Source organism: Protofrankia sp. BMG5.30 (assembly GCF_001983005.1).
GTDB classification, from domain to species: domain Bacteria; phylum Actinomycetota; class Actinomycetes; order Frankiales; family Frankiaceae; genus Protofrankia; species Protofrankia coriariae.
On record NZ_MOME01000004.1, the window covers coordinates 155,758 to 175,023 of the forward strand.

The following is a 19,266-nucleotide window of genomic DNA, read 5'->3' on the forward strand; positions in this document are numbered from 1 at the left end:
CAGCGGGCCATGACGAACCGGTCGCGCCGGAGCACAAGACGAACCGGGCCACCCGCAACCCGACCACCTGCAACCAGATCACCCGCAAGGAGAGGCCTCAACAAGGGCGGAGGCACGCCATGAGCACGACGGCCGCTGAGAAGACCGCTGCCGCGACCCGCGAGTCGCCATCGGGCGACCGCACCGGGGTGTCGCAGCGGGCATCCACCGAACTGGTCACGAGCAAGGGGAAGACCTCGATCGCGGACTCGGTCGTCCGCAAGATCGCGGGCGTGGCAACCCGGGAGGTCGAAGGCGTCCACAACCTCGGTTCCGGCGGCGCCCGCGCGGTCGGCTCGCTGCGGCAGCGCATACCTGGCTCGTCCGGACGCAACGTGTCCCAGGGCGTGGGGGTCGAGGTCGGCGAACGCCAGGCCGCGATCKATCTCGACGTCGTCGTCGACTATGGCGTGTCAATCGTGGACCTGGCCCAGACGATCCGCAGCAACGTCGTCGGTTCCGTAGAGGGGATGACCGGCCTGGAGGTCACCGAGGTCAACATCGCCGTCGACGACGTCTTCATCCCCGCGGAGGACGAGGAACAGCCGACCCGGGTGCAGTAACGCCCGGAATCAGCGCCCGGAATCCCAGTCATGATCAACAATCGGATCGACGATCATCCACCTGGCCTGACACGGGGAACAGCCCCCGATGCCACCGGACACAACCGTCGCGCGACACCCGCCTGGCCTCTCGCGGGAAACAGCCCGCCGGGTGCGGGTGGAACAGGAGGACAGGGCGGAGCAGGTGGAGAAGGTGCGGTGGAGAGCATGGTCCACCTGGCTGTGTCCACACGACCGGCCGTGATCGCGGCCGCGGTCGCCCGCTGTCCGGCGGTGGCCGCGCTTTCCGCCGGAGCAACCGGCGACGTGGTCAGTTACCTTCCCGGCCGCCGGGTCGTCGGCGTCCGCAGGGCGCCGGGAGGCGTCGCCGTCCATGTCGTCGCGCGGTTCGGCCCCACCATGGCCGAGGTCGCCGGCCAGGTGCGCTCGGCGGTCACGACGGTGGCGCCGGAATGCGAGCGGATCGACATCGTAATCGACGATCTTGCACTCCCCCCCGGGACGAAACCCCCGCCCGCACCACCAGAAGTAACGCTCGACGAACAGGACGAAAGCGGATGAGGCACCAGGAACGGCGAACGCACAGAGCCGGTGGATTCTGATCAGAAACGGCACCTCCGGGCCGGGATCCAGCGGGCCGGAAAGCTGGCTTCCTCACCGGTCCAAACGGGCGCCGCTGCCCAGAATCCTGATTTCTCCGTAGTGGCGGAAAATTTGGTTGTCATACCGGAAAAATACATCTTCATACTTCGAGGGTCGACAGGGTGCGGGGTCCGGATATCCAGCCTCCCCTGACACCAGTGAAATTTGGCGAAATTTGGCGAGTTGAAACTCTACAACAGTGAACGGTAACGAAAGGGACGGCGAACATGGCCTCCGAGCACTGCCGGGCAACGCTCGACAGCGCCGCGCGCCGCGCCGAGATCCGCAGGTTCGTCCGCGAGAACCACCCGGATCGCGGCGGAGATCCTGACGTGTTCGCGTCGGGTCTGCAGGCTCTGCGCGCACAGCGGCCACCACGACCTGCCTGTGGTGAGGTGACGACGTACCACAAGCGGTCGGGCCTTGCGCTCGTCGTCGGCTGGATCCGGCGGCAGTCGGTCCGACGGCGGGCGGAGTCACACCGGCCCCCGCGGGTGTGTTAAGGCGATGACTACATACCCGCACCGGGTCTCCCGGCAACACGGCGCCTCCTGGCAACACGGCCGGCCGCCGAGCATGCCCAGGGCCGGCCCGAGGGCGGTGACCGCATACCTTCACCAGGTCTCCCGGCTCTCCACCGGGCCTCCCGGCGACACTGTGATCATTATGATGATGCCGCTGCCGTCGCCGCCGGGGCCACAACGGGCTGCTGCGCTATTTGAGATCGTCCGGGGCAAGCCAGATCGGGGCACCACCCGGACGGTCGAATATCTCGTCGACTTTGAAGATCTTCACTTGCGTGCGCGTACAGCCCAGGCGCGCATACGACCCGTTCGACGACAGGAGGCTTTCGATGCGGTCAGGCGCACTCGGTCTCATCACGGGACTGCTCTCAGGTCTTGCGCTCGCCATCGGCGACTTCAGCGACTTTCTGATCGTCCTGCTGCTCGGGGCGATCGGCCTCCTCGTCGGCAAGGTGGTGGACGGGGAGGTCGACCTCACCCGGTACCTCGGCGGCGACCGGCGGCGGGAACCACGGTGAACCCGCGATTCCCGACACCTGCCGTACCGGATCCGCCACCGGGCATCGGCGCCGTCCCGTCGGCGAATCCGCCACAGCGAGCAGGCCCGGTGCGGGGGACAGATCCACAGGCGGATCCAGCGGGGTGGGCGGATCCGGCGCGGCCGGCGATCTTGCGAGGAACCGGCGAACCCATCGGCACGCCCGGCGACCACGGTGGGGGCAGAGCCGACCCCGCCACCCGAGGAAGGCTGCTCATCACCGACCGGGTTGTCGAAAAGATCGCCGCCGAAGCCACGCGGGACATCGAACACGTCGGGGGTCTGCGCCGCGTTCTGCCCCGGCGGGCGTGGTCGGCCGGTGACGACCGCCCGCCCCGGGTGTCGGCCCGCGTCAGTCGGGGCACAGCCCGGATTTCCATGTCGTTGTCCGTTCGGTACCCTGCCCGAATCATGGAGATATGTGATGGAGTGCGAACACGGGTGACCCGGCAGGTAGCCGATCTCGCCGGTCTGCGGGTCACCCGTCTCGACATCGACGTGTCCGCCCTGGATCTTGGCTYGGCCCCGGGCGCTCGGGTGCGATAACTTACGAAAGGTCACCATTGTGCGCCTGACAAACCGGATTGTCGCGGYGCTGCTGGCAGCGCTCCTTGCCGCGGCCGGCGTGATCGCGATAGTCGAGATGGTGAGCGTGGCCCTGGACAAGAGGTAYGCCGTCGTCGACTGGCAGTCGGCCGCGGGCGCCATGGCACGTAACACCTGGTCCGACACGGGCCCGACGGTTCTCGCCGTCATCGCGATCATAGCCGGGGCGCTGTTGCTCTTCCTGGGGCTGCGGCGTGGCCGGGCGGGGTGGCTCGTGTTACGGCCGGTCTCCACTGACACCCGCGGGTTCKTCTCCCGTTCCGCTCTCAGCCACGCGTTGAGCAGCGCCGTCGCGGAGGTCGACGGTGTGAGYCGGGCAAAGGTGCGTCTCCGGCGCCGCACCGCGACAGTCATGGTCGAGCTGTTCCCCGGAAGCAGTGCGGACACCTCCGCGCAGGTGCTCGAGCGGGTCCATGGCCACCTGGCATTCCGTGACCTGCTGTCGGTACCGAAGGTGAAGGCGAAGGCGTCCCATCGCCCCGCCCGCGACCGTAACGTCGTGCCGGAGCCGGCCCCGCCTCCCACAGCGTCTGCCACCCTGCCTCCCACGGCATCGGATGTGACCTCGGGTACGCCCACCGCTGTGTCGCCCGCCCCGGAAACCCCCACGGCGTCAGGTGGCCCCACGTCCGCGTCGTCCGCGTCGGTGGCAGAGGTCACCTTCGGTACGCCGACGCGACGCGAGCCGTATCCGGTGGGTCTGGACCTGACCAAGCCCGACCTGGCGAGCGGCCAGCCCGACCCGGCAAGCGGCCGGGAGGAGGAGCAATGAGCGGAACCGCCACATCGGTCAGTGACGACCAACGGGCCGACAGCCCGATCCCTCGGCTGGGAGCGCTGACGGAGCCGGGCGAGGTGGAGAACGTGGATGGCGGCGAGGGACCGGTACGGCCTGGCCCGTCCCGGTCGCACCGGCGTCCGGTCACCCACAGGGTCGACCGGTTCAACCGGGTAATGCTCACCCTGCTGGGGCTGACGCTGCTGGGCGCAGGAGTGGTCATCCTGCTTGCCGGTAACGGTGTGTTCGGGACGGAGACCGCCGACCGTCCGACGCTCACCCCGGGCAACCGCTCCTTCGCCGGCAGCCACGGCTGGTTCTGGCCGGTGGTGGGGGCGGCCACAGCCCTGATCGTACTGCTGGCGCTGGTCTGGCTGTCGGCACAGTTCTCCTCGGGCCGGCTGTCCGCGCTGCACGTGAGGGACGACAGGTTCGGGCGTGTCCGGGTGGACGGGCAGGCCTTCGCCGCAGCGGTAGGGAACGAGCTGGCCGGCACGGACGGCGTCCAGCAGGTGCGGACGCGGCTGCTGGGCAACGAGGGGCACCCGCTGCTGCAGGCGATCGTGACCGTGCGCCCCGACGCGGACATCCATCGGGTCCGTTCCGCCATCGAAGAGGTTGCGCTGCCGCACGCCCGTGGGGCTGTGGCACGCCCGCACCTTGCCGTCGAGCTCAGGCTCGTCCCGGACGTGCACCACGACAACCGCGTGCGCTGAGCGCATCCGGAGATCCGCCCGCCCGGGACGGGTAGCGCTCTACGGTGGCGGCCTGCCCGTTCAGGTATGACCTGCCCGTTCAGGCATGAGGAGCCGCCCACCCGGGACGGACAACGGACAACGGACAAGATCGACGCATGTTTGTCGTCGGGTACGCCCACCGGGCTGAAAGCTGAAAAACGTACCCGACGACAAACACGCCTGGATCAGGCTCCGCACGAATGATCGCGGATGGCGTCCACGCCACCGGTGCGTCGGTCAGAGCAGGCCCGCCGTCATTCGGGCTCGGAGCTGGGATCGAGGCGGGCGATGGCGAGGCGGGTGAAGGCGGCCACGTCCAGGATCTCGCCTCTGGCGGACGGGTCGATGCCCGCGGCCAGCGCGAGACGCTCGGCCTGGTCCGCCGACCCCGCCCAGCCCGACAGCGCCGCCCGCAGCGTCTTGCGGCGCTGCGCGAAGGCCGCGTCCACCACGGCGAAAACGGCCCGGCGCAACCGCGGCGACCCTTGCCGATCATGACGGGTGAACGCCACCAGGGACGAGTCGACGTTCGGCTGCGGCCAGAACACCGCCCGCGGCACCGGACCTGCCGGACGCGCCGACGCGTACCAGGCCATCTTCACGCTCGGCACGCCGTACACCCGCCCACCTGGCGACGCGGTCAGCCGGTCGGCGACCTCCGCCTGCACCATGACCAGCCCGCGCCTGACCGACGGAAAGCGTTCAAGTACGCCGAGCAGCAGCGGGACAGCCACGTTGTAGGGCAGGTTCGCGGCAAGGACACTCGGCGGGTCGCCGGAGATGTCCGCGGGCTCCAGGCGCAGCCCGTCCGCCGCCAGCACGGTCAGGCGGGCCGCAACCGCTGGTCCGAGCCGCGCCGTGACGGTCGCCGGYAGTGCCGTGGCCAGCGCCTCGTCCAGTTCGACCGCGACAACCCGGCGGGCGGCCGGCAGCAGCCCGAGGGTCAGCGAGCCCAGCCCGGGACCGATCTCCAGGACGGTCTCGTCCGGCTCGACACCTGCCAGGCGTACCAGCCGACGGACGGTGTTGGGGTCGACGAGAAAGTTCTGACCACGGCGCTTGGTCGGCCGTATGCCGACAGCGGCGCTGATCGACCGTACGTCCGCCGGCGTGAGCAGACCATCGGGCAGCCCCGAACCAGACGATGACCCGCCGGACGACGACTGGCTGGAAGAGTCAGGGTCGGGAGGCGGCGGATCGGAAAGGCCTGAACCGGACGACAGCGGAGCTGAAGAACCCGCGCTGGAAGGATCCGTACCGGAAGAATCCGTACCAGAAAACAGCCGACCGGAAGAGCCCAGAGCAGAAGGCGGCAGAGTGGGAGTGCCCATATCGGACGACGGGGAGACGGGAGTACCCGGGTCGGGGGCTACCAGGGCCCGAACATTCGTTCGGAGGTGGCGGCGATCGCCGACGCCAGGGCGTCGACGTCCTCCCCGCGAGCAGCGGCCAGCACACGCAGCGTCAGCGGTATCAGATATGGGCCGTTCGGCCGGCCCCGCCACGGCACGGGAGTGAGGAAGGGGGCGTCCGTCTCGACCAGGAGCAGGTCACGGGGCGCAACGGCGGCAGCGTCCCGCAGACGTTGCGCGTTGTTGAACGTCACATTCCCGGCGAAGGACATCACATAGCCGGCGTCGGCGCAGACCTTCGCCATGGCCTCGTCTCCGGAGAAGGCGTGGAAAACCACTCGTTCGGGCGCGCCTTCCTCGGAGAGGATACGCAGTGTGTCCTCGTGCGCCTCCCTGTCATGGATCATGAGAGTGCGGTCGGCCTGCTTGGCGATCGCGATGTGGCGGCGGAAGCTGTCCTGCTGAGCGGTGTGCCGCTCCGGTGGCGTGCGGTAGTAGTCCAGGCCGGTCTCCCCGACCGCCCGTACCTTCGGCGCCGCGGCCAGTTCGGCGATCTCGGTGAACGTCTCCTCGTTCACGCCGCTGGCAGCCTCGTTCGGGTGGATCGCGACAGCGGCGTAGACGTCGGGATGCCCGGCCGCGACCTGCGCCTGCCAACGGCTGGTCGGCAGGTCGACTCCCACCGTCACCAGCCGTCGGACACCGACGGCCTGTGCCGCCGCGACGGCCGCTGCCACATCCCCACCCATGATGTCGAGGTGGCAGTGGCTGTCGATCACCTCCGCCTCCACCGACAACGGCGGCGGCGCGGGCGGAGGGTCGCCACGGCGTCCACCGTCGCGTGCCATCTACCGCTCACCCACCTTTCTTCCGTCTCGTCCCGCCGGTGACGCGGGACGTGTCGACCAAGGCGCTCCCCGTTGACAGGGAACGCCCCGGGCGGAAGCGCTCCGTCGGACCGATCCTACGGAACCGCGGAAAGCCGGCGGCAGACGAGCGATCCAAGCCCGGATGCCCGCCCGTCCACCCGCCGCGTCCACGGCCGAGGCGCCGGAACAAGCCACTCCCATGGCGGGGGTGTCATAACAACGTCGGCACACTGTTAAACATCGCAGTCCCATCACCTGGTAGACAGGTACCGATGTCCTCGTCGCTCGCTGTTGCGCTGGTGACTCCGCTGACTGGTCCGGCGGCCGTCCACGGTCTGACCACCCTGCGCGCGGTCACGTTGTGGGCTCGTGATGAGCAGCTTCCGCCGCCGTGGGACGACATCAACGTCACCGCGTACGACGCGCATCCGCATCCCGCGGCGGCGATGYGTGCCGCGGCCGCGGCACGGCCGGATATGATCTTCGGTCCGTACGGTCAGCGCAGCGCGCTGGCCGCGTGTGCCGCCACCGACCGGGTCGTGTTCAACATCGGCGCGCCCTCGACCCGGTTCGTCCGCCAGGCGTTCCCGAACGTCGTCAATCTGCTCTCCCCGCATTCGACGTGGACGCGGGGACTGCTCGCCGCGGTTCGTGCCGCCGACCGGCGGGCCCGCAGGGTCACGGTGCTGACGGCCTCCGACGACCGGGCGTTGGAAGTCGTCTCCGTCGTGCGGGCCGCCGCGGCCCGGCTGGGCTTCGAGGTCGCCTCCAGCGTGTTCCGTCCCGGCCAGGCCATGATCGCCGCACGCCGGCTCCCGCCCGCGGACGTTCTGATCGTCCAGGGTGATCCGGACGACGAGAACGCCGCGGCCGAGGTGCTGCTGCGCAGGCCKTGGCGGGCGGCGGCGTTCTCCACCGCCGGGCATGACGGCGCACTGACCGCACTGCGTGATCGCCGCGACGGCCTGCTGGGCCCGCGGGCCTGGTCACCACGGCTGCCCGCGGATGCTGGCACCGGTCCGAGCGTGTCCGAGTTCGTTGCCTGCTACCAACAGATGTACGACCAGTTGCCGGCCGCGACCGCGGCGGTGGCCTACGCGGCCGGGCTGGTTCTGGGCCGCTGTGTCTGGGCGAGTGGCCGGGCCGACGACCCTCATGTGCTCACCGCCGCGCGCACGCTCGACACGTCCACTCTGCTGGGCCGTTTCCGTCTCGACGAGGCCACCGGCCTCCAGGTCGGTCACCACAGCCATCTCGTGCAGTGGCGGGACGGTGCTGCGCATGTGGTCTGGCCCGCCGACCGGGCGCAGTCCCCACTGGCCTACCCTCGCTCGCGGATCGGGGTGGCGCGGCAGCCCGCCATGACCGCCTCATGAGAAAGCCGGGCGGATCCGTCCGGCTGCCGGGCCGGTTCGCCCGGGCCCGGCAGCCGGGCCGGTTCGCCCGGGCCCGGCAGCCGGGCCGATTCGGGTGGATGCCGGGTCCCACCCCAGGCCGGCAGCAGGAACATCGCCCGCTCCGGGCCCGGACTTCAGGCCGGTTCGGACGGACACCGAACAGGCTCGCCCGGATACCAGGCCAGTTCACCCGGGCTTCGGGCCAGTTCGGACGGACACCGGACCGACCCGCCCAGATGCCAGGCTGGTTCAGGCGAATGCCGGACCGGCCCACTCGGACGCGAGGCTGGCCCGGACGGGTGCCGGGTGGACGGGTCGGGATCGGGATCGGCCTGGCCGCCGTGCTGTTCCTCACCGCGACCGGGCGGTTGTTCGTCTGGCCGGTCCGGGATGCCCCGGAGCCGGTCGACGCGATCGTGATGTATGCCGGCAGCCCCGGCCGGCTGGCCAGAGCGATCGAACTGGCCCGGGCCGGGTACGCACCGGTGCTCGCCGTGTCGACCCCGCCCGGGGCCGACGACCCGTGCCCGGCCGCCCTGCCCGGCATACAGGTGATCTGCTTCCGCCCGGACCCGGTCACCACCCAGGGTGAAGCACGGATGACCGCGGAACTGGCCACCCGTTACGGCTGGCGATCCGTAATGATCGTGGTGGGGACCCCACAGGACACCCGGGCGCGACTACGGGTGAAACGGTGTTACGAGGGCCGCGCCCTGTTCGTCACAGTCTCCCCACGACTACGCGGCTGGCCATACGCGATCAGCTACGAATGGGCCGCCATGATCAAGGCCCTGACCATCCAACGAAACTGCTGACCCCTCCGGCGGCCATTCCCTCACCAGCACCCCACTGTCAGACCGACATACCTTCCCCGGTTGTCCGTGTCCGGAATACCACGATGATGCGGAAGCCGGGCGTGGATGCTCCTGGGGGCTATATTGATGGACGCCCTGTGTAATGCAACGACCGGCCTGAACCGCCCCGGTCTCTAAAAAACCCAGGGTGGTTCACTCAATTCCCATCTGCTCTACCTCCGCCGCGGGGACTGGTCAATGACTGCGGGTGAGCATCCGCGCTGCCCGTTCGGCGAGGAGGCGGATCTCACCTGGCACGTCGGTACCGCCGACGATGAACTCGAGCATGCCGGGGTCGGTGTAGTGGCGATAGATCAGCGCTTCGAGCTCGTCGGCGGTCGCGTCGGTCGTGCCGGTGCGCGCGGCAAGCTCGCGGATATCGTCGGCGTCCCTGCGGCGCTGGGCGATCAGCTTCATGGCGAGAAGGAACTCGTCAGACGCGTACCTCACGTGGAGTCCRGGGGTAGGGACGTGCGCGAGGGCGGCCGGTGGCAGCGGCGGCATCCACATGGCCGCGCGGGTGTTGAGCCAGTTCTCCGGCAGACCGTCCTCGCGGGCGATCGCCCGGGCCTCGTCCAGGACGGCCTGGTCGCGGGTGATCGCGTCGATGTCCTCCGTGCGCCGCAGATCCCGGTGGGAGGTCGCCGCGATGGCCGCACCGCCGACGATGAACACGGCGGCTGAGACGCCGCGTGCCCGTAGCCGCTCGTCGAGCCTGGCCAGAAGCGAAATGATCTCTTTGGCGGAGAACTCGTGCCGGTCGTTCACGCCGTGACCAGGTCACGGGCGGGGACGAAGATGTTGAGTTTCTTCAGGTAGTCCGGAGTCCGGGTGATGATTTCCTCCCGGTCGAGGAAGGGATGCTCGGGAACCCAGGGCTGAGGCAGACGCGTGGGCTCGCACCACGTCGGCGGTTCAACTCCGGCCCGCTCGAACTCCCGCCGCGCCAAGACGGCCAGCAGGGCGTCGAAGCCCGCGCTGCCTGTGGCTGCCGGGACGGCCTCCCAGGCGGCAGCCGATCCGTCGCGCCGCTCCAACAGCAGGCGTAGATGGTCACGGCCCTGAAGGAGCATCCGCCACGCCCACTCCTCGTTGTCGGCGGTGCGAACAGCCTTGGCGGTCGCCGGCGCGGACATCAGCCGTGAGGCGCGCGCGACCGCCAGCGCGCGGGCGATGCGCCGCGCCCGGAAGCAGAACACGGCGGCCGGCTTCGTCCCGCCCGAACGGTAGGTGGAGAACCTGGACGCCGACGTCCCCAGCGCGGCTGCGAACTCGACCTGGGTCAGACCACTGTCAGCCAGGGCGGCGTCGAGGAGCGCCATGACCTCACGAGTGTCCTGATCGAGCTTCACAGACCACACCCTACCAGCTCCTTTATCTGATCAGATAAAGGAGCTGGTAGTGATCCAYCGAGCTCGCCGCTCCGCCCTCGAGCAACGCCGTGAGGAGATCCGCCACGGCATGGTCGAATCGATGAAAGTCCTCGACAGCTCACCCACCGCTTCCGTCGCAGCCCTGACCGGCCTGTCGGCCGGGCGGATCGACCAGTTCGGCGGCGCCGGCGACTTGGACGAGGAATAGACCAGCGCCGGTCCGACCGATCCCCACCCCACCCCCGGCAAGCACCTCGCGACCCTGGTCAGCGCCTGGCTCGACGCCGGACAGCCCGCCCTGACCGACGACCACATCGCCCACCTCACCCCCGCCCCGGCCTGCCCGACCCACTGTGGATACCGACCGGCTGGTACCTCTCAACCCGGGCCGTACCAGTCACCACCCACATAGCGCGGATCGTCTGGCGAGACATGAACAGCCCCCGGGCAGCCCGCCACCGTGCAGAGACCCCCCGACACGAACCAGGCGCCGTTCGATGCCATCCCAGAAATCGAGCCCTGCTGACCTACCAGGTCCGACCTGCAACGAGTGACGGCCTGTCCGGCGCGGGGCAATACCAGCTGATCCCGCCGCCGGGTGCATCCACATGCGTTGCGGCGACGGCAAACCCCTTATCCGTCAGGTAGCCCTACGGTCTCCCGCTTGAACGGCTACCCAGCGGGGCCTGCTGGTACAGGTCACATGCCCGCTGGCACAACCCGAGCACGGCACAATTCGTACCCCTACAGGCCGCTCCGTTGCTCACGACCGTTCCGGCACGCGAATACCGCTCTTGTCATGTGTAGTCAGGGATGACCTCGGCCATGCTGTAGGTGGGGGTATCGGGGTTCTCCGCCAAATCGCGGTCGGCGTCCCGAGAGAAATACCGGTCTATGGCGTCTTCAAAGGCGTTGAAATCCTCGATGGGGACGACCGCGGCCACGGCTTGGCCGTTGCGCGTGATGACGGTGGGTGTTCCGCCCTGGGCGCGAGTGATGACCTCGGTGAAATGGGCGCGGGCATCCCTTGCGCTCAGCTCGTTCTGACTGTCGTCCAGACCGGAAGCGTACCCAGAACTGTGTACGCGCAGTGCGGTCACCGCCGCTCCGGCACACCTGTGTCGATCTTTTCTGGTAGCCAGTGCTCACCGCACCACCCCATCGATGATCTACGTCTGCGCACCTCTGATCGCTACGTCACCGATCGTTGTTTTCGTGGTCGGTCTGTTGGCGGTCGGTCTGCTGGCGGTCGTTCTTGGCGGCGAGGACGGCGTCGTAGACGAAACGGCGGGGGACGCCGTGCTCGGCCGCCACCGCCGCGAGGGCCGTCTTGCGCGGTATTCCAGCGGCTTCGCGGGCGGCGACCTCCGCCGCGAGCGCGGCGGAGAGGGCGGCCGCGGCCGGCGTGCCCGGTTGCGGCCGCGGCTGCGACGACGTCCCGGGTCGACCCGCCACCACCAGGGTGATCTCGCCCCGGACCTCCCGCTCGCGGGCCCATGCCGCCAGCGCGCCGAGATCGTCCCGGACGATCTCCTCCCAGGTCTTGGTCAGTTCGCGGCACACCACGGCCGCGCGGTCGGGCCCGAAGGCCGCGGTAAGATCGTCCAGTGTTGCGGGCAGCCGGTGCGGAGCCTCCAGGATGACCAGTGTGCGCCGCTCCCCGGCCAGCTCGGCCAGGCGTGACCGGCGCTCGCCCGGCCGGCGCGGCAGGAAACCCYCGAACACCCAACGGTCCGTGGGCAGCCCGCTGACAGCGAGCGCGGCGGTCACCGCGGACGGCCCCGGAACGACCGTCACCGCCACCCCGGCCGTGACGGCGGCGGCCACCACCCGGAAACCCGGATCCGACACGGCCGGCATGCCCGCGTCCGTGATGAGCGCGACGGTGGCTCCCGCGCGCAGGTGGGAGAGCAGGAAGTCCGCGCGGGAGGACTCGTTGGCGTCGAAGCAGGAGACCACCCGCCCGGTGATGGTGACGCCGAGGGCCGCGGTCAGCCGGCGCAGGCGGCGGGTGTCCTCGGCCGCGACGATGTCGGCGCGGGCCAGCACCTCGCCCAGGCGGGGGCTGGCATCGCGAACGTCACCGATCGGCGCACCGCAGAGCACCAGAGTTCCGGACACCCGCCGAGTCTGCCAGGTGCCACCACCTACATTGATGCGGTGGCGGTGACAGCGACCTATCCGACCGTGGACGGCGGCGAGCCGCGGACCACGGTCGTCACTAAAAGTAATCGCGATGGCCTGAGCCCACGGGAGCGGCTGGCACCGCCGATGCCAACCGACCGGCTCGCCGGCTGGCTCGCGTCGCTGGCGATCGCGGCGGTCGCCGGTGTCCTGCGGTTCTGGCARCTCACCGAACCACGCGGCATCTACTTCGACGAGGTCTACTACACCCACGACGCCTACGGCCTGCTCACCCACGGCTACGAGCTGAGCGACATCAAGAGCGGGTGCGACGGCCCCGGGTTCGTCGTCCATCCGCCGCTGGGCAAGTGGCTGATGGCCGTGTCCGAGTGGCTCTTCGGGTACACCGACTGCGCCGGGATCCGTCACGGCAGTCCCGAACTGGGCTGGCGTTTCGCCTCCGCGGTCGCGGGGACGCTGACGGTGCTCGTGCTCGCCCGGACCGCCAGGCGGATGTTCCGCTCGACGTTGCTCGGCTGTTTCGCCGGCCTGCTGCTCGCCTTCGACGGCCTGGCGTTCGTCCAGAGCCGGATCGGCATCCTCGACATCTTCCTGATGACCGGGCTCGTGCTCGCCCTGGCCTGCCTGGTCCTCGACCGAGATCACGGACGGGTCAGGCTGGCCGCCAGCCTCGCGGACGCCAGCAACATCCCCCTCAGCGGGCAAGCGAGCAAGGACGTATCCGAAGCGGGAAACGGCAATCAAGAATCACTAAGTAGCCTCTACAAGACAGATAGTAATAAATTGCGCTTCGGGGCGCGCCTTGGCGCGCGCCCGTGGCGGCTGGCATGCGGACTGTGTCTCGGTGCGTCCCTGGGAGTGAAGTGGAGCGCCGTCTACACGCTCGTGGGATTCGCCGCGCTGGCCATCGCCTGGGATGCCGGGGCACGCCGGACGGCGGGTGCGCGACGGCCGGTCCTGGCCGCCGTGCGACGGGACGGGCCGCAGTGGTTCGTGAGCTTCATACCGCTCCCGGTCATCGTTTTCTTCGCGACGTGGACCGGATGGTTCGTCACCGACGGCGGTTACAACCGCCACCGTTTCGGTGACGGTGTGTGGGCGGCGTTGCACGGCTGGTGGTACTACCAGCAGCAGATCTTCCACTTCCACGAGCACCTGGACGCCTCGCACCCGTACGCGTCCAAGCCGCTGAGCTGGCTGGTGCTGGCCCGGCCGGTCGCCTACTTCTACAGCACGCCCAAGGCCGGGGAGCCCGGGTGCACCTCCCCGGCCGGCTGCTCCCGGGAAATTCTCGCGATCGGCAATCCGGCGATCTGGTGGGTCGGGGTGCTGGCGCTGGTCGGGGTGCTGGCGCTGTGGGTCAGCCGCCGGGACTGGCGGGCCGGCCTCGTCCTGGTCGGCTTCACAACGTCGTTCCTGCCATGGCTGGCCTTCCCCAACCGGACGATGTTCCTGTTCTACGCGCTGCCGCTGCTGCCGTTCCTCATCCTCGGGCTGACCGCGCTCGCAGGGGTCGCCCTGGGCCCCCGAACAGCCTCTGACCTGCGGCGACTGGTCGGTTCGCTGACGGTCGGCATCTACACGATCGTCGTCGTGCTGCTGTTCGTCTACTTCTATCCGATCATGGCGGCGCAGGTGATCCCGACCTCGGCGTGGCGGGTGAGGATGTGGTTCCCCGGTTGGATCTGACGCGCCGCCGCCGCCAGCCGGTCCGGCCCGCCCGGCCGACCAGGTCCGGGGGCGGGCCCGGGGGTGGCTCCGGCCGGGTCGGCAGATCCGGCCCGGCGCGGCGGCCGGCCTGCCTGGTCCGCGCGCGGACGAGCCGTAGCTGCGCCACCGCGAACGCCCCGGCCGGCGGCAGGCAGACCAGTACCGGCAGCAGGTAGCGATAGTCGAACACCGCCGTCGCGCAGGGCACCACCAGCAGAACCAGACCCATCCCCACCAGCAGCAGACAGTCCTGGCGGATCCGGAGCAGCCCGTAGCCGGCGGCGGCCATCGCCGCCAGCACACCCATCAGCACACAGCCCGCGAGCAAYGGCCCCGGGGTGAATCCGACCGACTGGTATCCGCGCAGCAGACCGCCCAGGACCGCGTCGTGGCGGCGGGGCGTGACCGCGCCGTCGAAGTCCCGCAGCGACCGGTGTATCTGCCAGCGGGGATCGGGATGCCCCGCCCGGAACTGCCAGGTGGCCAGGTACCAGTCCCGGGAGCCGACGCGGCGCACCGGCCCGAAACAGTGCGTGACGTCGTGCGCCACCAGCCGGGCGTACTCCCTCGGCTGCGCGACGATCACCTTGAGGGCGAACCGCCGGAACACCGTGTTCGTTTCGGCGCCGAACGGGCCGAAGGCGGCTCGTGGGCTGTTCGCGTCCCAGTCGTAGTAGTTCGGGCCGGGCCRTTCCCCGGGCGGGTGCGGTGAGCACAGCGGCAGTTCGCGGGGTGTCACCTGAATGCGCGAGCAGTCCGCGAACTCGGCGACCCGGCCCCACAGGAAGAACCCGTCGGCGTTCTGCAGGGCGAAGTTCCCGTACACGGCGGCGAACCATGCCGCGTATGCCGCCAGGGGCAGGGTGACGCCCGCCCCGAAGGCGACGAGCCGGCGTACCCCGACCGAGCGGGCGAGCAGGTACACCGCGGCGAGCACCGGCAGCACCAGCACGACCGAGCGGGTGAGCGTGGCGGCCGCCAGCAGCGCGCCCGCCCCGGCGCACATGCTCCCGCTCGGGCGCTCACACCACAGCAGCGCCAGGACCGCCGCGGTCAGCAGCGCCGCGAAGAACGTCTCCGCCATGACCATCTGTTCGATGTTCACCTGGTAGGCGTCCAGCAGCACCGGCGCGGCCGCCGCGGCGGCCAACCTGCGGGACAGCCCCCGGTGCACCGACAGGCCGTACAGCGCCGCTCCGATCCCGAGACCGAGCAGATGTTGAACGACGGGCACGACAGCGATGGACGGCGACCAGGAGAACAGCTTCAGGAACGCGGAGTAGCCGAACGGCCTGACCTGGTCCGGGCGGAGCTCCTTCGCATACCACAGGTAGGAGTAGGAGTCCCCGTAGAACTCCATGGCCGGCCAACAGGCGAACAACGCCGCGGCCCGCAGCAGCGCGCCGCCGGCCAGYAGCACCACGAACAACCGGTGCCGCACCCACAGCAGGCCGACGGCCCGCCGATATCCCGGGCTCCTGGAATATCCCCTTCCCAGGYGGCCCGCCCCCGARCGTCCAAAGACCATGGTCAGACATCGAGCCCTCGGCCACCACCCCCCTCGAGCATCGGTCAGCTCACGCGCCCCCACTCCAGAACCAATCGTTGAATCATGAGAACGAGGGAACAAGTGGTTGCTGTGGCAGCCACTTCCGTACTCATTTCCTTGATCGAAATGGGACGTATGGCGGTGTTGCGGGGTGTCGGGGGTTGTTTCCAGCGGTCGCAGGATTCTGTCGGGTTCCGGCGAGTGGGACAGCGGTGGCCCGGTCCGGACAGGCGGGGCTGACGGAACGGGGTCGGGCGGTGCCGGTGGTGGCCCGGTCCCGGTCACGTCGCCGGCCGGACCGCCACACACAGCAACGACTGCCCGAACGGGACCTTCGTCCGGCGTTCGATGAACCGGGTGGCCGGCACGACTATCCGGTCGTAGACGCCCACCAGACGCGGATCGGCGCTGCGCCGCCCGGCGCAGCGGACCGCCGCCCACCAGGCGATGCCGCCGAGGAGGTTCACCGGCTCCAGCCGCTGGACGCGCAGGCCGGCGCGCTGGACCCGGGTCCGCAGCGTTGTCGGGGTGTAGCGGCGGACGTGGCCCACCATCCGGTCGAACTCCCCGTACAGCGCCGGATACGCCGGCACCCACAGCACCACCTGGCCGCCCGGTGACACCAGCCGCCCCAGCCGCCGCAACGCGGCGACGTCGTCGTCGACGTGTTCCAGGACATTCATCATGATCAGCGTGTCGACCGGRACGGCCAGCCCGCCCGGCCCACCTGGGCTACCCGATCCACGTGGGCTACCCGGTGCGTGTGGGCCGTCTGGTGCGTGTGGGCTGCATCCGGTCGTGTGCCCGGCGGCGACGCCTGTCCCGCACCCGTCCGGCTCTGAACCGGCTGTGTCGCGGTCAGACGCGTCGAGCCCGGCTGGGGCGGACTCGGTCACGTCGAGCGCGATCACATCGACGTCGGGCCGCCCGGCGAATCGCTCACGTAGCGCCCGCAGGCAGAACGCGTCGGTGTCGGAAACGGTCAGATGGTCGTATCCACGCAGGCCCGCGGCGAACTCGCCCAGCCCCGACCCGACCTCCAGGATCCGTCGGCCGCAGTATGGCGAGACCAGATCGAGCTCGAAACGCCGGTAGTTGGCCGCGGCCGCACCGCCGAGGTGGTTCTCCAGTACCCATGGGTCGACCCCGCCCGGCGGGGCGGTCATGGCGGCCGTCGGGGCGGACACGCCGGCACCGGCCGTCCCGGTCGAAGCGGGTACGGCAGACCTGGCAGACCCGGCGGACGTGGCGGGCCCAGCGGCCCCGGCCGCCGCGGTCATCGCCCGTCCCCCGGCGCACCGACCCCGCTCCTCGGTGCGCCGGCTCCGTCGCTCGGCAGGCCAGGCTCCGGGGACTGGTCCTCCGGTCGGCTCCTGGGTGCTCGCCCGCTCGCTGGCTCGCCGGGCCGTGGGCTCTCGCTGCCGCCGTGGGCGGCGGCGACGCCTTCCGTGGTCAGCAGTGCAGGAAGAAGGAGACGAACCCGGTCCCGGCGCCGAGCACCGCTACCGTCATCGCCAGCAGTCCCGGTCGCGCCTGCTCCAACGGGCCGGCGCCGGTGACGATCCAGCGTCCCAGCACGGCCGCCTCGACAGCGCAGCCGACGACGAACAGGACGCCACCGGCCGCCAGGCCACGCTCCAGCGTGAAGTACCGGTACCCGCGGGCGAGCGGTGGACGCGAGTAGCCGGCCCGGCCGGACACGCGGTTGTGGATGTCGGTGAAGACCCCGAGCAGCACCACCTGCCAGCCGAGGACGGCGACCATCGCGGACAGCACCCAGAAATGCACGTCGAAACGGCGAGGACCGGCATCGGGAAGCAACAGCGGGAGCACCAGTTGCCCGGCCACACCAGCAACGAGCAACAGCAGGCCCGGGATGACGAACAGGCCGCGGGGCGCGAGCGGCAACATGAAACGGACGTGCCGCCAGCCGTCCCGCAGCGAACGGAGCTTGGACACACCGACCCGGCGGTGATAGGTGATCGGCACTTCCGCGACCCGCAGGCCGGAGCGGGCGGCCAGGATGACCAGCTCCGAGGCGAACTCCATACCCGCGCACCGGGGCCGCATACGCTCGTACGCGGCACGGGTGAACGCGCGCATCCCGGAGTGCGCGTCGGACGAGGCGGCGCCGAAGAGCCTGTTGAGCATCCCGGTGAGCAGTGGATTGCTCAGATAGCGATGCGACCAGGGCATGGCGCCTGGCATGATCTTCCCGCTGAAACGGGAACCGAGAACATGGTCGGCCCGCCCGGCCCGCAGCGGCTCGACAAGCGCCGCAAGCTCACGAAAATCGTACGAGCTGTCGGCGTCCCCCCATCACCAGATAACGACCCCGGGTCGCCGCAAATCCGGCCAGGCAGGTGTTTCCGTAACCCTGCCGTGATTCGGTCAGAACCCGTGCGCCGGCCGCCCGGGCGACCGGAATCGACGTGTCCGTGGAACCGTTGTCGACGACGATCACCTCTCCGGTGAGCCCGGTGTCGGCAATACCGGCGAATGCCCTGGCCACACAGATCCCGACCGACGCCTCCTCGTCGAGACAAGGCATGATCACAGAAATCTCGACGCTGCCGGGCGCACCGGCGCAGAACTCGACGGCAGCCTGATCGACCACGCCGGAGCCAACAGCGCCAGCTCTGGGGCCGACGGCAACAGCAACGGAATCGACAACAGCATGGTCAGTACCTCTGGGAGCGACCGCGACAGCGCCCGGGCCGCCGGCAACGGCGCTGGAACCGCTGGAGGCGGCGGAGGAACCGGAGGCGGCGGAGGAACCGGAGGCGGCGGAGGGATCGGAGGGATCGAGAACGGCGGCGACAGCGCCGGGAACAGCGGAAATGGTCATGACGGGGACGGGGAGCGCGACCGCGCCGCCCGCTTCCCGCGTACCCCCCGCGGCGGAAGCGTCGGTGGTCGATCCACCCAGCTGGCGGGGAAGCCCGGTCCGTCCGGCTTCCTCGCCCGCCTGCCGGGAGACGGCTTCGGCCGGAGTCCCGGACCCGGCAGAATCGTGATCGCAATCATGCGCGCACGGCCGTCGACCCCGCGGCGCGGGACGACCCGGGGCCACCAACCGGGTCGTGAGGACCGCCGAGTTCTCGGTCACGAGACCTCCTGATGCAATCAAAAATAGGCGCTATCTGCAACAGTACTGACACTTAAAGTGAAGCAAGGGCAAGAGTGGACCGCGAGTCGTCTACTTTGAGCAAGGAATATCTTGCATTTAGCAATATCATTGTACGAAGCACACCGATGTGCCCATCGGTTACCGGGGGGTGCCTGCCGGTACGACTACGCGATCAGGGATGGTGGGAGGGACCAAACCGGCTCCTCACAGCCGACACAGGAGGGAAGGAACCACCATGGCGGATGTCTCGGTGCGCTTTGCGATGAYCGATGACAGCGAGATCGTGCTGAACCTGTCACTCACGCAGGCGATCCGACTGACCGAAKCCATCGCGTCCAAAGTCAGTCAGGCCATGACGGAACAGCCACCACGAGGCAGCCTCAACGGCAGCTCCTACGGCGGGCCGTCCGTGCGCCCCGGCCCTTATTCCACGTCCTGAGGACGTCCTGACGGCCGACGC

21 protein-coding genes are annotated in these 19,266 nt (G+C 69.7%); 11 read left to right on the forward strand and 10 right to left on the reverse strand.

Annotated elements, in window-relative coordinates; all coding sequences use genetic code 11:
* The first annotated feature begins 119 nt into the window (after window positions 1-119).
* The 6 genes from BL254_RS01360 (at window position 120) to BL254_RS01390 (ending at window position 4,406) form a co-directional block, all read left to right on the forward strand.
* A complete protein-coding gene (locus tag BL254_RS01360) occupies window positions 120-602 on the forward strand; it encodes an Asp23/Gls24 family envelope stress response protein (RefSeq protein WP_076842280.1) in 483 nt (160 codons plus the stop codon).
* Between the two features lie 207 nt (window positions 603-809).
* Window positions 810-1,163: a hypothetical protein gene (locus tag BL254_RS01365; RefSeq protein ID WP_047221294.1), complete on the forward strand. Its 354-nt coding sequence runs from the start codon at window positions 810-812 to the stop codon at window positions 1,161-1,163.
* A 934-nt stretch (window positions 1,164-2,097) separates the two neighbouring features.
* Window positions 2,098-2,286, forward strand: coding sequence for a hypothetical protein (locus BL254_RS01375; protein ID WP_047221295.1), 189 nt, complete (start codon window positions 2,098-2,100; stop codon window positions 2,284-2,286).
* 89 nt (window positions 2,287-2,375) lie between these two features.
* Window positions 2,376-2,852 (forward strand): Asp23/Gls24 family envelope stress response protein, encoded by a 477-nt coding sequence (locus BL254_RS01380; RefSeq protein WP_254857690.1) that lies wholly within the window; start codon window positions 2,376-2,378, stop codon window positions 2,850-2,852.
* 19 nt (window positions 2,853-2,871) lie between these two features.
* Window positions 2,872-3,684, forward strand: coding sequence for a DUF6286 domain-containing protein (locus BL254_RS01385; RefSeq protein WP_076842281.1), 813 nt, complete (start codon window positions 2,872-2,874; stop codon window positions 3,682-3,684).
* Window positions 3,681-4,406 carry a hypothetical protein gene (locus BL254_RS01390; RefSeq protein WP_052914196.1) on the forward strand — a complete coding sequence of 242 codons (726 nt, stop codon included), beginning with the start codon at window positions 3,681-3,683 and terminating at the stop codon, window positions 4,404-4,406. Before BL254_RS01385 ends, BL254_RS01390 begins: the two co-directional genes overlap by 4 nt.
* Window positions 4,407-4,681: 275 nt before the next feature.
* Here BL254_RS01390 and rsmA read toward each other — a convergent pair whose 3' ends face one another.
* Complete coding sequence (gene rsmA / locus BL254_RS01395) at window positions 4,682-5,758, reverse strand: 16S rRNA (adenine(1518)-N(6)/adenine(1519)-N(6))-dimethyltransferase RsmA (protein WP_371389761.1); 1,077 nt, start codon at window positions 5,756-5,758, stop codon at window positions 4,682-4,684.
* Window positions 5,759-5,796: 38 nt separating this feature from the next.
* Complete coding sequence (locus tag BL254_RS01400; RefSeq protein ID WP_047221244.1) at window positions 5,797-6,627, reverse strand: TatD family hydrolase; 831 nt, start codon at window positions 6,625-6,627, stop codon at window positions 5,797-5,799.
* Window positions 6,628-6,947: 320 nt separating this feature from the next.
* Here BL254_RS01400 and BL254_RS01405 point away from each other — a divergent pair, with 320 nt between their 5' ends.
* Window positions 6,948-8,024 (forward strand): ABC transporter substrate-binding protein, encoded by a 1,077-nt coding sequence (locus tag BL254_RS01405; protein WP_371389763.1) that lies wholly within the window; start codon window positions 6,948-6,950, stop codon window positions 8,022-8,024.
* A gap of 320 nt (window positions 8,025-8,344) precedes the next feature.
* Window positions 8,345-8,860: a YdcF family protein gene (locus BL254_RS01410; RefSeq protein ID WP_338052662.1), complete on the forward strand. Its 516-nt coding sequence runs from the start codon at window positions 8,345-8,347 to the stop codon at window positions 8,858-8,860.
* 234 nt (window positions 8,861-9,094) lie between these two features.
* On the opposite strand, the gene BL254_RS01415 is transcribed toward BL254_RS01410, so the two are convergent.
* Both BL254_RS01415 and BL254_RS01420 read right to left on the reverse strand, forming a co-directional pair.
* A complete protein-coding gene (locus BL254_RS01415) occupies window positions 9,095-9,667 on the reverse strand; it encodes a DUF6036 family nucleotidyltransferase (protein ID WP_052914197.1) in 573 nt (190 codons plus the stop codon).
* Window positions 9,664-10,251, reverse strand: coding sequence for an XRE family transcriptional regulator (locus BL254_RS01420; protein WP_235433206.1), 588 nt, complete (start codon window positions 10,249-10,251; stop codon window positions 9,664-9,666). The genes BL254_RS01415 and BL254_RS01420 overlap by 4 nt, the downstream gene beginning before the upstream one ends.
* Window positions 10,252-10,300: 49 nt before the next feature.
* Here BL254_RS01420 and BL254_RS01425 point away from each other — a divergent pair, with 49 nt between their 5' ends.
* A complete protein-coding gene (locus BL254_RS01425) occupies window positions 10,301-10,480 on the forward strand; it encodes a hypothetical protein (RefSeq protein ID WP_047221247.1) in 180 nt (59 codons plus the stop codon).
* Window positions 10,481-11,069: 589 nt separating this feature from the next.
* On the opposite strand, the gene BL254_RS01430 is transcribed toward BL254_RS01425, so the two are convergent.
* Together BL254_RS01430 and rsmI are read right to left on the reverse strand one after the other, a co-directional pair.
* Window positions 11,070-11,372 carry a type II toxin-antitoxin system Phd/YefM family antitoxin gene (locus tag BL254_RS01430; protein ID WP_235433207.1) on the reverse strand — a complete coding sequence of 101 codons (303 nt, stop codon included), beginning with the start codon at window positions 11,370-11,372 and terminating at the stop codon, window positions 11,070-11,072.
* Between the two features lie 97 nt (window positions 11,373-11,469).
* Window positions 11,470-12,378 carry a 16S rRNA (cytidine(1402)-2'-O)-methyltransferase gene (gene rsmI, locus BL254_RS01435; RefSeq protein ID WP_254857692.1) on the reverse strand — a complete coding sequence of 303 codons (909 nt, stop codon included), beginning with the start codon at window positions 12,376-12,378 and terminating at the stop codon, window positions 11,470-11,472.
* A 54-nt stretch (window positions 12,379-12,432) separates the two neighbouring features.
* Between rsmI and BL254_RS01440 the strand changes: the two genes are divergently transcribed.
* Window positions 12,433-14,106 carry a dolichyl-phosphate-mannose--protein mannosyltransferase gene (locus BL254_RS01440; protein ID WP_083730751.1) on the forward strand — a complete coding sequence of 558 codons (1,674 nt, stop codon included), beginning with the start codon at window positions 12,433-12,435 and terminating at the stop codon, window positions 14,104-14,106.
* Here the strand turns inward: BL254_RS01440 and BL254_RS01445 are convergent.
* From BL254_RS01445 to BL254_RS28060, 4 genes are all read right to left on the reverse strand, one after another.
* Window positions 14,039-15,556, reverse strand: coding sequence for a hypothetical protein (locus BL254_RS01445; RefSeq protein ID WP_139342122.1), 1,518 nt, complete (start codon window positions 15,554-15,556; stop codon window positions 14,039-14,041). The two genes, BL254_RS01440 and BL254_RS01445, sit on opposite strands and share 68 nt — an antisense overlap.
* Window positions 15,557-15,957: 401 nt before the next feature.
* Window positions 15,958-16,863 carry a bifunctional 2-polyprenyl-6-hydroxyphenol methylase/3-demethylubiquinol 3-O-methyltransferase UbiG gene (locus BL254_RS01450; protein ID WP_052914199.1) on the reverse strand — a complete coding sequence of 302 codons (906 nt, stop codon included), beginning with the start codon at window positions 16,861-16,863 and terminating at the stop codon, window positions 15,958-15,960.
* A 265-nt stretch (window positions 16,864-17,128) separates the two neighbouring features.
* A complete protein-coding gene (locus tag BL254_RS28055; RefSeq protein ID WP_338052665.1) occupies window positions 17,129-17,938 on the reverse strand; it encodes a hypothetical protein in 810 nt (269 codons plus the stop codon).
* Between the two features lie 22 nt (window positions 17,939-17,960).
* Window positions 17,961-18,524, reverse strand: coding sequence for a glycosyltransferase (locus tag BL254_RS28060; RefSeq protein WP_254857696.1), 564 nt, complete (start codon window positions 18,522-18,524; stop codon window positions 17,961-17,963).
* 517 nt (window positions 18,525-19,041) lie between these two features.
* On the opposite strand from BL254_RS28060, the gene BL254_RS01460 reads away from it, so the two are divergent.
* Window positions 19,042-19,245 carry a hypothetical protein gene (locus BL254_RS01460; RefSeq protein ID WP_076842285.1) on the forward strand — a complete coding sequence of 68 codons (204 nt, stop codon included), beginning with the start codon at window positions 19,042-19,044 and terminating at the stop codon, window positions 19,243-19,245.
* Window positions 19,246-19,266: the final 21 nt, after the last annotated feature.